Origin of the sequence: Candidatus Pantoea floridensis (assembly GCF_900215435.1) — a bacterium.
Classification (GTDB): Bacteria; Pseudomonadota; Gammaproteobacteria; order Enterobacterales; family Enterobacteriaceae; genus Pantoea; species Pantoea floridensis.
Genome location: NZ_OCMY01000001.1, coordinates 1823885 through 1838312, shown reverse-complemented (window position 1 = coordinate 1838312; position 14428 = coordinate 1823885). Strand labels below are relative to the sequence as shown.

The window sequence follows — 14428 nt, the reverse complement described above, 5'->3', positions numbered from 1 at the left end:
CTTATAACATATGGCCTTGTTAACGTAAACATGAGAAAAGTCTAATTTTTACTGGCCCGGTATTATATTGAGTGCAAGCGAGTATTATTATTTGCTAACGTTCAGGGATGCGTTTTTTGTTCCGCTACTATTTCGATATCTCATGGGTAAGCGTAAGGTAACAAAGGCCACTTTTAGCTGGCGCGAACCTTTTTTTGTCGCTGTTTTTACTCAGGATTTGGAGCCCGTGTGATGAAGTTCCCTCAATTGTCAGCCCTGCTTTTTTTACTGTATCTTCCTGCGGTGTTTGCCAATAAGGAAATTCCGATCTGGCCAAATGAAATGTCAGGAAATAATAAATTTATTAATTTCAGTAAAAACCCGGCCAGTAATAATCGTGCTGTCACAAATGTTGATTCTCCAGAAATGTGTTATGTTCCACCCACTGGAAAAAATAATCATTCGGCGGTGCTAATCATTCCTGGTGGTGGTTTTTCTTATATTATGAAAGATCTTGAAGGTTTGGATGTGGCAAAAATATTGAGCCAGAAGGGATATTCCTCTTTTGTTCTTATTTACCGTATGCCGCACGACGGTTCTGACGTTAATAGAAATAACGCATTCGCCGATGTGCAGCGAGCGATGCGCTTGATTCGTGCCAATGCCGCTAATTATCACATTGCACCCAATCAAATTGGCGTGATGGGCTTTTCGGCGGGCGCTTTCCTGGCCGCTAACGTCAGTAACAACCCGGATGTGACTAACTACCCTGCAGCCGATGAGCAGGACAAGGTTTCAGCGCGACCGGATTTCACCGCGCTGATCTACCCGGTGCTGTCATTGAAAGATGGGGTAACGCACGTGGGAACCCGTGCAGCGATGTACGGGAAAGCGATTAGCCCTGAAGTGATCGAGCAGAACTCGCAGGAAGATCGTGTCACTGCCAATACGCCACCAACATTCCTGGCGCAGGCGCTGGATGATGGTACGGCCTCACCGCAAAACGCATTGCGCATGTTTGATGCGCTGCGCAAAAACAAAGTGAAAGTGGAACTGCATCTCTTCCAGCAGGGCGGACATGGCTTCGGTACCGCCCAGAAGCAGAATATCCCCGCCAAAAATTGGCCGACGCTGTTCAGCGACTGGCAGGCGAGTCTGGTGAAGCATTAACGATCATGGCACATAGCGCAGAGGCAGCAGGGGAAAGAGATTTCCCTGCCGATTATCGCTCTCCTGCGCCTATATATTCCTCTCCATCGTGTTCTCATTTCACGCTCGTTACTGCGCGGTTCCTTTGTTAGAGTGTGGTGAATTTTAAAGGAATGCTCTATGCCACGCGACAATCGCTTATCTCGATCACTCCATGTGCTGATACATCTGGATCGTCACGTTAAACGCGCTACGTCCGAAACCATTGCCAAAATGCTGGATACCAATCCGGTAGTGGTGCGCCGCATGATGTCTGGCCTGCGCGAAAAAGGGTATGTGGTGTCAGAAAAAGGGCATGGAGGAGGCTGGGAGCTGCGTGCGGCGCTGTCAGACATTTCCCTGCTGGACGTTTATCAAGCCATTGGGTCGCCGGCCTTGTTTAGCATTGGTCCCGCCGCCGAGTCATCACCTTGTTTGGTGGAACACGCCGTCGATGCGCGGCTCGACGAGGCGCTGAATGAAGCGGAAGCGATGTTGTTAAAGCGTTTTAGCCAAATAACCGTTGCCGATATCAGCGACGATTACCTGGCAAAAATGAAAAAACTTGGGCTTCCGTCTGACACCTTCCCTGACTGCAGCGAATAACCGATTTTTGTCGGTTATTCGCTATGCGCATTAATCCTGCTTCTGTAACGCTTTTTGTGCCTCATGCTTCATAACATGCGTAGTGACCGCTGCCTGAAAGACCTTAAACATCAAACCATTAATAAATGTGGTTAGCGTTAAGGTGATAAAGGCGGTCATCGCCCAGTCAACAATCGTTATCCCGCTGTGCAGTAAATAAGGGTGATAAATCACCATCGCGATAAACACTACCCAATGGCTTAGGCAGTAGAAGCAATGGAATAGGTGGCCCAATAAGGCATGTTTTTTAGCGGTCCAGGCGCGTAATCCCGCGAACAGCTCAGTTTGAGTTATCGTCATAGAAATGCTGGCGGATGCCAGCGCAATTGCCAGGCATATCGCCAGGTCGGACATCAGGAGCGTATTCATATAACTTCCTTTTAGTTCAGAGCAGAGAGTGAGAGGTGATTTCATGTAACTAACAATATTACATGAATAGCTGTGCCGCAAGATGCCGCGATGTGGCTATGAGCCCAACAGGGTTAAATTGGCGAGTTATCGTTATTTATTGGCTTTTACCCATCACATAGCCAGCTTGCGCCTTTCTATAATGCTATCCACTCGCTGGAAGCGTTTCCGGCTTTACCTTTCGACATCAGGAGGAAAGATGGATATTAACGTCGCCTTTATGCAGCAACTGATGCTCTGGATTGAGGATAATATTGAGCAGAAACTCATTCTGGAAACCGTCGCGCGTCGCGCCGGTTATTCGCAGTGGCATCTGCAGCGGTTGTTCCGTAGCTATACCGGCATTGCGCTCGGCACCTATATTCGCGAGAGAAAGTTAACCGCATCGGTGATTGCGTTATTGAACGGAAACATGCCGCTGATGGATATTGCTATCAAATATGGCTTCGACTCGCAGCAAACCTATTGCCGCACCTTCCGTCGCATGTACCATCTGCCGCCCGGTGCATTTCGTCGCAAGTTTCAGCACAGCCTGCCGGAAATTGATGGGCCAGCTAGTCTGCTGTTTTTGCATCCGCTGAGTCGGCAGGCGGCATAAAATATTTTCCTGGCGTTGAACCAAATGCGCTGCGAAAAGCGCTGATGTAGCTGCTAACGCTGTCGAAACCAACCTGCCACGCAACCTGCTGCACACTTTTGCCGGCTGCCAATCCTTCCAGTGATTTGAGTAAGCGTGAAACCTGACGATAGCGCGTCAAGCTCATCCCCACCGCGCTAGACCAGTGACGGCTCAGGCTGCGCGGGCTTAATCCTGCCCAGCGTGCGAGTTCTGGCCCGGTGCGCGCATCGGAAGGATCGTCCATCAACAGTCGCGCAATCTGGTGCAGCCGCGGTTCGGCAGGCAAGGGTAGCGTGAGGGGATGCTCGGTTGATTCATTGAGCTCATCAAGGAACACCTCGCACAGACGGTTGTAGCGCGCACTACCCCAGTGATCGGGTGACAGCGTGGCCAGCCTTTCTGCCAACGGTTCCAGCACCGTGGGGCAGGAGAGTAACACTGGGCGATCGGGCAGCGGTGCGGCCAGCGAGTCGTCAACTAAGACTGTCCAACCCAGCACGCGTCCCGGTCCGATAATCGCATGTTCAAAGTAGGGGGGAATCCAGCCGACCAGACGGGGTGGATTGGCAAAGATGCCCGAAGGCGTTTTCACCGTCATTAATCCTTGTTTGAGGCAGTAGAGCTGTCCGGCAGCATGGCGATGCGTGATGCTTTCACCATGTAGCTGCTTCGACAATGCAGCGGCAATCACTTTTGGTGCATCTGGCGCCAGCAGGCGCTTTCGCAACTCATCCTGCCGCGGATGGCCAGAAAAGGTGAGAGTGTCGGTCGGATGAATAAGCATTTTTGCCTCCGCTGTGCGCTGAAGAAGCAAAGTGGCGGAGATTAGGGGGGAAGTAAAGTGCGGGCGCAGATCGATTGGCGACTGTGCCCGCTTTTGCAAAGATTAGAGAGCGTTCTGGCTCATACGGTCATAGGTTACCAGAGCCAGTAACAACTGGCTCTGTGCAGCATAAAAACCGAATGCGTCATGCTCAATGCAGTGTGCGGTAAAAGCGGGTAGCCAACGCCACAGCAGGCCAAGCGTCTTGTCGCGCAGCGCCAGACAGGCCGCGGCATTCGCTCTGTTTTCGCTGGCGGCGAAACTCAGGTAGCTCAACAACTCAAGGCAAATCGCCAGATGATCTTCCGGTTCAGGAAACGCCCGATCGCGCTCCAAACCGGCTTCCAGCAGCAGCGCCTGCATCTCTTCACAGGCAGCCTGACGGAAGCGCGCATTACCCGGCTGATAACAGGAGGCATAAGGCAACGCCGCCTGTTTTTGCGACATCAGGAACAGACCGGCAAAATCTGCCGCCAGTTCCAGACGCGCATCGGGGCGCAATTGCAGCGCCGCGATGCTGTTCCGGGAGGCGAGCACGCCATCCTGTAATGCCGCCTCAGCAGCCAGATGCTCAAGCCATAACGCCACATCCGGGCTCTGCAACTGCGCAAGCTGCTGCTCGTCTAATTCACGGGCGAACATCCCGGCGAACCAGCCATACAAGCAGGCGTAATGATGAGGTGTTAATTGACCCGCCATGATTACGCACTCGCCTCTTCTGGCTTCGGAATGTAGTCACACTTCGCGATCATCTCAGTTGGACCGGCGAAAGCCGTTACTGGCGCGATATCGCCCTGATATTTCTCGATATTCACGATAGCGGTATGTGCGCTGGTTGCCTGAGCCAACTGCGACGAGCCAACATCCAGGGTTAGCACATTCGGATTGCCATATTTGCACAGTGCACCCACTACGCCGCCGCGATCTGGGTTGTACCACGCGCCTTCATGGATGCGAATCACGCCTGGCTTGTAACGATCGGTGACTACCGCGCCCGCCAGCACCTGACCGCGCGCATTAAATACGCGGACCACATCGCCGCTGCGAATCCCGCGTGCGCTGGCATCCTGCGGGCTGATATAGACCGGCTCTTTGCCCGCCACGCTGTATTGTGCACGCAGCGTTTCGGATTCGCAGAGTTGCGAATGTAAACGGAAATCGGGATGCACCGACTGCAGATGCAGCGGATAGCGTGACGATCCCGGTCCACCGTGCGAGCGCTCGGCTTTTTCAAACCACATCGGGTGACCCTGACAATCGTCATAGTGCAGATCGGCAATGCTCTTCGAGTAGATCTCAATTAAGCCACTCGGGGTTCCTAACGGCTCCAGATCGGGGTCGTTACGGAATGCCTGATGACGAACAAACAGCTTAGGATCGTTAAACTCGATATAGCCGCTCTCATTCCAGAAAGCGTCGAATGCCGGTAACTGCAGGCCGCGGCCTTTACCCTGCTTGGCGCCATCCTGATAAATACGCTTCAGCCAGCCCATCTCATCCAGCCCTTCGGTGAAGGCCTGTTCGCGATCAAAGCGACGGCATAGGTCGCGGAAAATATCGAAGTCGTTACGCGCTTCAAACTGTGGCGGCACAATTTGCTTCATGCCGAGCAGACCGCGGTTTGAGAGATTGCCGTACTGATCGATATCATTGCGCTCGAACTGCGTGGTCGCGGGCAGCACGATATCGGCGAAGCGGCAGGTTGCGGTCCACTGGTTATCAATCGATACCACGGTTTCCAGCGTCTGCCAGCCTTCAATGATACGGTTAGTTTGCTGATGGCGATGGAACGGGTTGGTACCGGCAAACACACACATCTTCAGCTGTGGCAGGGTGACTTTTTTGCCGTTCCAGTTGATCACTTTGCCAGGTTCCAGCATGGCATCAACAAAACGCGCGATGGGGATAGTGCTGCTGTAACCTTTGTAGTCGGTGCTGGTGTGACGCGGCGGCGTTGTCGTTGAGCCGGAGAAACCGCTCAGGATGATGCCGTTACGTGTTGGCGTACCCGCGCCGTTGTAATGCCAGCCGAAACCGAAGCCACCGCCGGGCAGACCAATTTGGCCCAGCATCGCGGCCAGCACCACCACCATCCACGCCCATTGCTCGCCGTGCTGCATGCGCTGCACGCACCAGCCCGCGATAATCTGGCTACGATCGGCCGCCAGCTGACGCGCCAGAGCGCGAATCGTCTGTGCATCAATACCAGTTAAGGTTGCTGCCCATTCGGCATCTTTTGGCTGGCCGTCGGTTTCCCCAGTGAGATAAGGCAGGAACTGCTCAAAGCCCACGCAATAGGTGCTGAGGAACTGGCTGTCGTGCAGCTTTTCACTGTAGAGCGTATGCGCCAGTGCCAGCAGGAGGGGGACGTCAGTTTGTGGATGCAGAGCAATATGCTGCACCTTATCGCGCCCCAAAAATTCATGGGTGCTGGATACCACGGGATCGACGCTGACGACGCGGATCTCGCCTTTCTCAACCTTCTCTTTTAGCTGCGCGTAATAGTCATACACGTCGTGATCCGGGCACCACCAGTTTGCCTGCTGGTTTTTCACCATGTCGGATCCCCACAGCAGCAGCGTTTTGCTGTTTTCCAGCACCAGCGGCCATGACGTCTGTTGTTCGTAAACTTCCATCGATCCAACAACGCGCGGCAGAATCACCTGTGCCGCACCGGTGGAGTAGTCACCGCCGCTGCCGACAGAGGCGCCATGCAGCGCCAGCGCACGGCTCAACATGCCACCGGCGTTGTGGAACATACCGGTAGATTGCCAGCCACTGCCGCTCAGTAACGCGCTTGGACCATAAGTCGTCTGCACGCGTTCCAGCTCTTGATAGAACAGGTCCAGCGCTTCGTCCCAGCTCACGCGAACAAAACGGTTATCGCCGCGCTGACGCGTATCGCTTTGATGGCGTTTACGCAGCCAGTCCACCCGCACCATCGGGTAGCGCACGCGGGCGGTGCTATGCACGTGATCCGGTAATCCGGCGATGATTTTGCTGGGATAACGGTCTTGCTCAAACGGCGTGGCTTTCACAAAGCGACCCTCCACCACCGTAGCGCGAATTGCACCCCAGTGTGATCCGGTGAGAATACCTTGTGCCGCATGGGTTGCCGCCTGTGCCTGACGTGGCACCAGCAGCGAGGGCGCAAACATGCCCAGCGCGCTCAGTCCGCCGAGCTGAACAAGAAAGCGGCGGCGTGATTGGTTAAACGAATCAGTATGTTTCATGCTCGCTTCCTTAGTGTTTCTGCTGCGCGCCGCCGGTATCGGACGCATTCAACTGGAGATATTTCAGCAAGGTACGTTCTTCACGTTTATCCAGACTGGTGAAGCCGATCATGCCGTTGAGGGTGCCGATCCAGCCGTTGGCATCAAAGTGCGCTTTATCCGGCGCGCCGTGACACTGATTACAGGTGCCGCTGTAAAGCGCGCTGGCATAGGCCCAAATCGGTTTGCTGTCATTAACCATGTCGCCTTTTTGCATCCACGCGGTGGTTTGCAGTTTGCTCCATTTCACGTTCGTGGCCGCAACCGTGGTGGTTTCCAGCGTTTTCGCGTCTTTTTGCAGATCGTCGCGGATGGAAGAGACAAAAATACGTTTGCCTGGCATGAGTGACAGCACGCGCTGGCGACCTTCGGTTTCGGTCCAGCCGGTGACCTGCACTTGCAGCCAGTCGCCGTCACGCTTCACGACATGCACTTCAGAAGCGGGCAGCAGCGATCCTGAGGGAGCGCTGTCGGTTTTGTTGGCAAAGAGCGGCTTCATATCGAGTGCGAACAAGGTATCGCCGCTACTGTTGGCATCGGCGGTTTTGCGCATCTCTTCAAACTGTTTACGGAAACCGCTGCTCATATCGGGCAGCTGATGAGTGATCCCTTTATGGCAGTCAATACAGGAGCGATTTTCCAGCGCGGCGGCACTCATCTGGCGCGCAGCCTCGGGTTTCTGGCGCGTATGATCCATCGCATCATAGTTATGGCAACCGCGACATACGGCGGAATTGCTCTCTTTCATGCGCTTCCACTCGCGCTCAGCAAGGATTAAGCGCTTCGCTTCAAACTTTTCTGGCGTATCAATCGACCGCGCAATCAGAGCCTGATAGAGATCATTACTTGCTTCCAGCTTGCGCTTTAGCATGCCCGGAATATCACGGGGGATATGGCAATCGCGGCACTCTGCGCGAACGCCTGATGGATTCTTGAAGTGGGTGGACTGCTTATACTCTTTGTACGGTTGCTGCATCCCGTGACAGCTCACGCAAAACTCTGTTGAGCTGGTCAGTTTAATCCCGGTGTGAGGTACCACAATAACGGCTAATCCAATGACAATCCCGACGAGCAGGATTGCCAGCACTGACCAACGTGCGCTGGGTCGGCGTAATCGCTTCCATAGTGTTTTCATTGCTGTAACCCTGTTTTTTTAGCTATATCGCGCGGCAATTTTAGGGATGAGATATGAACAAGGTCAGCGGGCGGCATGAACAGAATACGGCGTAATATGAACAGTTATGAACAGAAAGGAATGGGTTAGCGATGTCGCATCACATAGTGATTGTTGAAGATGATGTGGTGACGCAGGCGCGGTTGCGCGACTACTTCATTCAGGAGGGATATCGCGTTTCGGTGACCAGCAGCGGTGCGGGATTGCGAGAACACATGCTGCTGCAACCCGTTGATTTAGTCCTGCTGGACATCAATCTGCCCGGTGAAAATGGCCTGCAACTCACGCGTGCGCTGCGCGAGCGATCCACGGTGGGCATTATTTTGGTCACGGGACGCAGCGATCAAATTGATCGTATCGTCGGGCTGGAAATGGGCGCCGATGATTATGTTACAAAGCCGCTCGAGCTGCGCGAACTGGTGGTGCGGGTGAAAAATCTGCTGTGGCGCATCGATCTGGCGCGCCAGGCGCAGCCGCTGCAGGAGGAGAACAGCTATCTGTTTGCCGGTTACAGCCTGAATATTTCCCGCCATACGCTGGAGCATGAAGGGGAGTTGATCAAACTGACGCGCGCCGAATACGAGATGCTGGTGGCTTTTGTGACGAATCCGGGCCAGATACTGAGTCGCGAGCGTCTGCTGCGTATGCTGACATCCAGCCGCGTCGATCAGCCTGATATGCGCACCGTCGATGTGTTAATTCGCCGCCTGCGCAGTAAGTTGCGCAGTGAGCTGTTTGTGACTCAGCATGGCGAAGGTTATTTACTGGCAGCTGACGTGCGTTGATAGAAATACACCGGACGAAATCCCGGAGGAGAGAGCGAAAGCGCAACACCGGCGCTGTTGCTGTTTTTTGCTGTCAAAATCAATATCGGCGGGCTGATATTATCCGGCACGCGTTGGCCTTGTAGTACCCGCACCGCTTGCTCCACGGCGAGCTCACCCTGCCAAACCATCTGATCGCTGGCCGCAACCACGATGCGATCGCGCTTCAATCCACGATAAACCTGATGGGTTAAATAAAATGAGGCGATCTCCAGCGGTGTTGTCCGATTACGCCCTTCGCCCATGGCCACTTCCGCTGCAATCGCCGTACCCGCCACCAGATTGATACCGGGATAGCGCTCCAGGCGGTCCTGTAACAGGTTACGCTGCACCTCAATGTCATTATCACCATAGGCAACATCGACGATTTTCAGCAGGCTGCCAGTGAGTGCTGCCCGGAAACCGCTGCTCATCTCCTGGCTCCCTCCCGCATCAATCGGTCCTGGCATCAGTAGAATCTGCATCGGCTTATCTTGATGATGCGCCACCAGATAGTGGCCAATTTGATATCCCATTTGATACCAGGGAACGCCAACGCGCGTCCGCGCCGGAACCTCGTTAACGGCATTCACCACCTCAATGATCGGGGTGTGTTGGGCAAATAACACCGCACCAGGAAACGTTGCCACGCTGCTGCCGAGCAAAATAGCCTCTGCTCCCCAGCGCTGGCAGGCTTCCAGCTGATGTTGCTGTACGTCGCCCTGACGATAGCCACCGGCTTCAAAAACATTGAGCGTGACGCCTAATCGGGCTGCCGCTTTACTCATCCCATAATTGATCGAGAGCCAGTAACCGTCTTTCAGATTGGGGTAAAGTGCGCACAATTTCCAGGCACGTGAAGCGCTCAGTGCTGGCAGGCTGGCGGCGGGGGAGCTGCTGCGATTGTCCTGCCAGTGCAGCAGCGGTAGCGCTGCCTGCAGCGGCATTGCCAGCACTAACAACGTTAAAAGAAGTATGCGCATAAATAACCTCAAACAAAGTGCGGCTAATGCTAGTGGCATTCGCCCGCCGGACTCAACTCTTTTTAGCGCGAAACCGCATGGCTAATACTTCCTTAATTCGTCGGTTATGGCTGGCTTTTGCCCTGATGGCGTTACTCACGCTGCTGAGCGTGGCCACGGGCTGGCTGAATCTGCGCTATGTCGGCCGCGTTGAACAGGCCGATACCCAATCGCTCCTCTCCAGCATGAACATGGCGCGTCACCTTAGTGTAGCGAGCGCCAGGGTGCTCTTTTCTGCACAGCAGCTCCTTAGCGCCCAGGATGAGCAGGAGTGGCAGGTTCAACGCACTATGCTGGGCAAGCAGAGCCAGAAAATCGTTTATCTCCTCCACCAGCTTAGCGCACAAGGCTTTGATACTCGCGCGATGGTGCAGCTGGAGACCGCTAACCGGCAGGCGATCATCCAGCAGGGCGATGTGGTGCATCAGCGCCTGCAGCTCACCCAGCAGCAGCGCCAGTTGAGCGATAATATTGGAGCAGCCGCACATCGCATTGTTGATTTGGCACAGGGGCAGGCGAGTAATGCGGCCACCGCAGCAGGCGCAACGCAGGCAGGCATCTACGATCTCATCGAACAACAGCATACCGCCGCCGCCGGACAGGCACTCGACCGGTTGATTGATGTTGATCTTGAGTATCTCAATCAGATGGGCGAATTGCGCCTCATTGCGCTACGCGTTGAGCAGATAGTGATGACGTTGAAGCGCTATAACGGCGCGGCGGAGCCGGCAGAGACACCGCTGGCAGAGTTGATACAGGTACTGCATCGTCGCCAGCAGCGCGTTGAAGATCCCCGTATCAGACAAGATATTCGCGAGGCGCTGGCGATTGTTGCGCATTACACCACGCTGCTTGAAATGTGCCAGCAGCAGCAGCGCTTACACGCACAATTAGCAACGCTATCGCAGCAAAATTTCACGCTTTTCAGCCGTTTCAGTAGCGAAATGGAACGGCAGGTGAGCGAGATTGAACAGCGTAACGCGGAGGCGCTGAGCCGGGTAAACCGCGCGCGCGTACTCGGTACCGTCGCACTGGCGCTGTTGGGTGTGATGGCATTGCTGACCTTATCTCTGGTGCTTTGGCGGTTGGTTTATCGCTCGGTTTCGCTGCCGCTGGCGCGGCAAACCGATGCGCTGCAACGTCTACTCGACGGCGATCTCGACTCCCCCTTTCCCTCCAGTGGCAATGCCCGCGAACTCAATACCATCAGCCGCCTGATGGAGGCCTTTCGTACCAATGTCCGTGCGTTGCAATATCAGCAGCAGCATTTGGCGGAGTTAGTAAAAAACCGCACCGAAGAGTTGCAGGCGCTGGTGGTCGAACATCATCAGGCGCGCGCCGATGCTGAGCAGGCTAACCGCGCAAAATCCGCATTTCTGGCGGCGATGAGCCACGAAATTCGCACGCCATTACACGGGATTTTGGGTACCGCGCAGCTGCTTGCCGATCAGCCGCTTAACATTAGCGATCAACGCTATGTGCAAGCGATCAACGATTCCGGCGAAACGCTGCTGTTTATCCTTAACGATATTCTTGATTATTCGGCGATTGAGTCCAGCCCGAAAACCATCACTTTACACAACGCGCCGTTCGAACCGCGCCAGCTGCTCGGCAGTGTTGCGCAGTTGATGAATGGCCGCGCACACAAGAAAGGGCTGGCGCTCAACATTGAAGTGGATGCGCATGTACCAGAATGGATACAGGGAGATGTACACCGATTACGACAAATTGTGATGAACCTGGTGATGAATGCGTTGAGATTCACCGAAAATGGCGCCATCGTGCTACGTATGAAGAGTTGCGCCTCTGAGTGGTTTATTGAGGTTGATGACGAGGGTTGCGGTATTGCGCATGACCATCAGGAGGCCATTTTCGCGCCTTTCGTCCAGTTACAACCCGGCAAGGGCGGCACCGGTTTAGGCTTGGCGATTTGTCGCGGTTTGGCGCAGGCGATGCAGGGCCAGTTAACCGTCACCAGCCAGCCGGAGGTCGGCAGTTGTTTCCGGCTGACGTTGCCGCTGGTTCATGCATCGGCCACGGTGTTATTGCCCGATTCCGCTCCCGCCGACCTTAGCCATTTGCATGTGTTAATTATTGAAGACAATCCGCTGACGCAGCAGATTACGGCAGAAATGCTGAAGCGTAAGGGCGCACGCGTCAGTATTGCCGGTAGCGCTGAGTCAGCGTTGGCGTTTTTGGCACAAGGCGATGACATCGATTGTGCGCTGGTAGATTTCGCGTTACCCGATGCGAATGGCATCGAGTTAGCACAAAAACTGGCGCAATTTTATCCCGCCACGCGGCGTATCGGCTTCAGCGCAAGCGTTCCCGACGAGTTGCAGCCGCATGCTGACGAGCTGTTCTGCGGCATTATCCAGAAACCCGTCCACGGTGAAACGCTGTGCCGTCAGATAGTGCGCTTTTTGGCTTCTGCCCCCGTAACGGATCTCAACGCTAACCAACTAAAGCAAGATTACGACACCTTTGGTGCGGATACGCTGCGTGGCTGGCTTGCATTGTTTCGCCAACATGCAATGCCGTTACTGGATGACATTGAATCTGCAGAACAGGATGAAATCGTATCGAAGTTAGCGCATCAGCTCAAAAGTAGCTGCGGCAGTTTGGGGATGCAAACCGCCTGGCAAGCCTGCGCACGGCTGGAGCAGGATCCACAAGCGGATATCCCTCTAAGAGCCATTGTTGAACGCGGGTTGGTGGAGGTGGAGGCGTGGATTTATCAGGAGAATCGTGAGGCGCAAAGTGACTCAAGTGGTGAGGGATTACAGGAGTCGAATTGGGTTGTTAAGTAATTGATAATAATAAAATTAATTTACTTTGATAAAAAAGAGACCCTCACATGCATCCCCAAACTCTTTTCCTTACTGGTTTTTGTGTGAAAAATCAGCAGCTTGATTGGGGTTTAATCTTGTTATTTTACTTCACCGTGAAGGTTTTTATGATGACTGGGGCCACGAGATTTTGGCCTAAGAGTACGGTGAAAGTGCTGCAGTGCTGGTAAAAAAAGTCGGCACTGGCCTGTGGATTTTCAGATGATGGCAAACTGCTCGCACCGTTTAAGTTTAGGATGGTCGGGGATCTGTTGGATTGTGTGGAAGTTTTTCCAGGATCATGCCCTTTCGGCAGTCATTATGGAGTCGAACTGGATCACATTACTGCCTGCAAGAACAAACATTCCAGCCGGATAGCAAACCCAGTTGTTTTCCGCGCGCTTCGTTCCACACCCATTGCTAAATTTCTTACATGAAGCTACCTAATAGTTGTCGGAGTATTTAGGGATTCCGCGCAGTTTCTATGGGGCACTAATCTCTCACTGCGTTAAGATATGTGAGTGAGCCACATCGTCAACATTCTCCGATTTTCGCGGTAAACATCAATAAGTCTCATCTAAACAAAGAATATTGCTCCTGAGGCCCTGCGCTATCTATCCTTTTGTCCGGTCACGGACGAGATCTCATTTTCAATAAAAAAACCAAAAATAAAATCCCACGTGCAATGCATGGTTTTTCTGAAAATTTTAAACACTAAGTCAAATTGATCATTTGCCACACTCTCTTACACCGCAAGGGCTGAAGAGGGTATTGCAAGAAAAGTCTTATAAATCATGCTGATGATCTTATTTTGTTAAATCCATTAATTGTAAATTTATGTTACATATTTTTATTTCCAATTTATTACTTTGCGTTACTACACTCCGCGCATTGGGACTTATCCGAAATTATTTCATTTCAGATAAACATCCAAAGATACAGTGTCAGCTTGCTGGTGAATGGAATGCGCTCGCTTTTGACTCCGTTTGTTGACTCTCGTTGGATGACGTGAGGGGGGGAGGTAGTTCTGGCAGGGTTAGCCATTCTTATTAATTTCTCAGTGGCATTGACCGTTTCTATCATTCCATAGAATAGGGACAGCTATGTCTTACTCCTATCAGTCTGAGATCCCCAAGGCCCGCGTTAACATCCAGCTCAGACTGCACACGGGCAATGCACAGAAAAAGATTGAATTACCCCTCAAACTGGTCGTTGTGGGTGATTACAGTAACGGCGCTGAACAGCGTCCTGTATCTGAGCGTGAAAAGATCAACATTAATAAAAACAATTTCGACTGCGTGTTAGCCGACTTTTATCCTTCTATAAACCTTTCTGTAGCCAACACCCTTGCCGGTGACGGCAGCGAAGAAAACGTCAGCCTCTCCCTCAATGAAATGAAAGACTTCGAGCCGGAGCCGGTCGCCCGTCAAATTCCGCAGCTCAACGCGGTGCTCGCCATGCGCAATCTATTACGCGACCTGAAGGCTAATCCTTCCAAAGAGAAGCACAACCACCTTGAGCGCATTGAACTGCGTTACGAAAAAATCACCTGGACCTACAAAGACGGCAACATCATTCATTCGTACACATGGAGCGAACGCTCCACCGCCTTGTTACCGCACGAACTATTTAGCGTAATCGCTTGAGTGGATGGCGCGGTAGGGGCG

The 14428-nt window shown here is 53.3% G+C and carries 12 protein-coding genes; 6 read left to right on the top strand and 6 right to left on the bottom strand.

The window, feature by feature from the left end:
- Nucleotides 1-231: 231 nt before the first annotated feature.
- Entirely contained in the window at nucleotides 232-1149 is a 918-nt protein-coding gene (locus CRO19_RS08545; protein WP_097095446.1) for an alpha/beta hydrolase, read from the top strand.
- 159 nt (nucleotides 1150-1308) lie between these two features.
- Nucleotides 1309-1773 carry an Rrf2 family transcriptional regulator gene (locus tag CRO19_RS08540; RefSeq protein ID WP_097095445.1) on the top strand — a complete coding sequence of 155 codons (465 nt, stop codon included), beginning with the start codon at nucleotides 1309-1311 and terminating at the stop codon, nucleotides 1771-1773.
- A gap of 30 nt (nucleotides 1774-1803) precedes the next feature.
- On the opposite strand, the gene CRO19_RS08535 is transcribed toward CRO19_RS08540, so the two are convergent.
- On the bottom strand, nucleotides 1804-2181 hold the full coding sequence (locus CRO19_RS08535; protein ID WP_176519140.1) for a DUF1360 domain-containing protein: 378 nt from the start codon (nucleotides 2179-2181) through the stop codon (nucleotides 1804-1806).
- Nucleotides 2182-2419: 238 nt separating this feature from the next.
- Between CRO19_RS08535 and CRO19_RS08530 the strand changes: the two genes are divergently transcribed.
- The gene (locus CRO19_RS08530; RefSeq protein ID WP_097095444.1) at nucleotides 2420-2818 is read left to right on the top strand and encodes a helix-turn-helix domain-containing protein; all 399 of its coding nucleotides are present in this window, start codon (nucleotides 2420-2422) and stop codon (nucleotides 2816-2818) included.
- Here the strand turns inward: CRO19_RS08530 and CRO19_RS08525 are convergent.
- The 4 genes from CRO19_RS08525 to torC all read right to left on the bottom strand — a co-directional run bounded on the left by CRO19_RS08525 (nucleotide 2775) and on the right by torC (nucleotide 8069).
- A complete protein-coding gene (locus CRO19_RS08525) occupies nucleotides 2775-3623 on the bottom strand; it encodes an AraC family transcriptional regulator (RefSeq protein ID WP_097095443.1) in 849 nt (282 codons plus the stop codon). The genes CRO19_RS08530 and CRO19_RS08525 overlap by 44 nt on opposite strands.
- A 102-nt stretch (nucleotides 3624-3725) precedes the next feature.
- Nucleotides 3726-4361 (bottom strand): molecular chaperone TorD, encoded by a 636-nt coding sequence (gene torD, locus CRO19_RS08520; RefSeq protein ID WP_097095442.1) that lies wholly within the window; start codon nucleotides 4359-4361, stop codon nucleotides 3726-3728.
- A 2-nt stretch (nucleotides 4362-4363) separates the two neighbouring features.
- A complete protein-coding gene (torA, locus tag CRO19_RS08515; protein WP_097095441.1) occupies nucleotides 4364-6895 on the bottom strand; it encodes a trimethylamine-N-oxide reductase TorA in 2532 nt (843 codons plus the stop codon).
- Between the two features lie 10 nt (nucleotides 6896-6905).
- Nucleotides 6906-8069, bottom strand: a complete 1164-nt coding sequence (gene torC, locus CRO19_RS08510; protein WP_097095440.1) for a pentaheme c-type cytochrome TorC — start codon at nucleotides 8067-8069, stop codon at nucleotides 6906-6908.
- Nucleotides 8070-8200: 131 nt separating this feature from the next.
- Here torC and torR point away from each other — a divergent pair, with 131 nt between their 5' ends.
- Nucleotides 8201-8893 carry a two-component system response regulator TorR gene (gene torR, locus CRO19_RS08505; protein ID WP_097095439.1) on the top strand — a complete coding sequence of 231 codons (693 nt, stop codon included), beginning with the start codon at nucleotides 8201-8203 and terminating at the stop codon, nucleotides 8891-8893.
- Here the strand turns inward: torR and torT are convergent.
- A complete protein-coding gene (torT, locus tag CRO19_RS08500; RefSeq protein ID WP_097095438.1) occupies nucleotides 8866-9894 on the bottom strand; it encodes a TMAO reductase system periplasmic protein TorT in 1029 nt (342 codons plus the stop codon). The two genes, torR and torT, sit on opposite strands and share 28 nt — an antisense overlap.
- A gap of 77 nt (nucleotides 9895-9971) precedes the next feature.
- On the opposite strand from torT, the gene torS reads away from it, so the two are divergent.
- Together torS and tssB are read left to right on the top strand one after the other, a co-directional pair.
- Complete coding sequence (gene torS, locus CRO19_RS08495) at nucleotides 9972-12743, top strand: TMAO reductase system sensor histidine kinase/response regulator TorS (protein WP_097095437.1); 2772 nt, start codon at nucleotides 9972-9974, stop codon at nucleotides 12741-12743.
- Between the two features lie 1121 nt (nucleotides 12744-13864).
- Complete coding sequence (gene tssB / locus CRO19_RS08490) at nucleotides 13865-14407, top strand: type VI secretion system contractile sheath small subunit (RefSeq protein ID WP_097095436.1); 543 nt, start codon at nucleotides 13865-13867, stop codon at nucleotides 14405-14407.
- The last annotated feature ends 21 nt before the right edge of the window (nucleotides 14408-14428 follow it).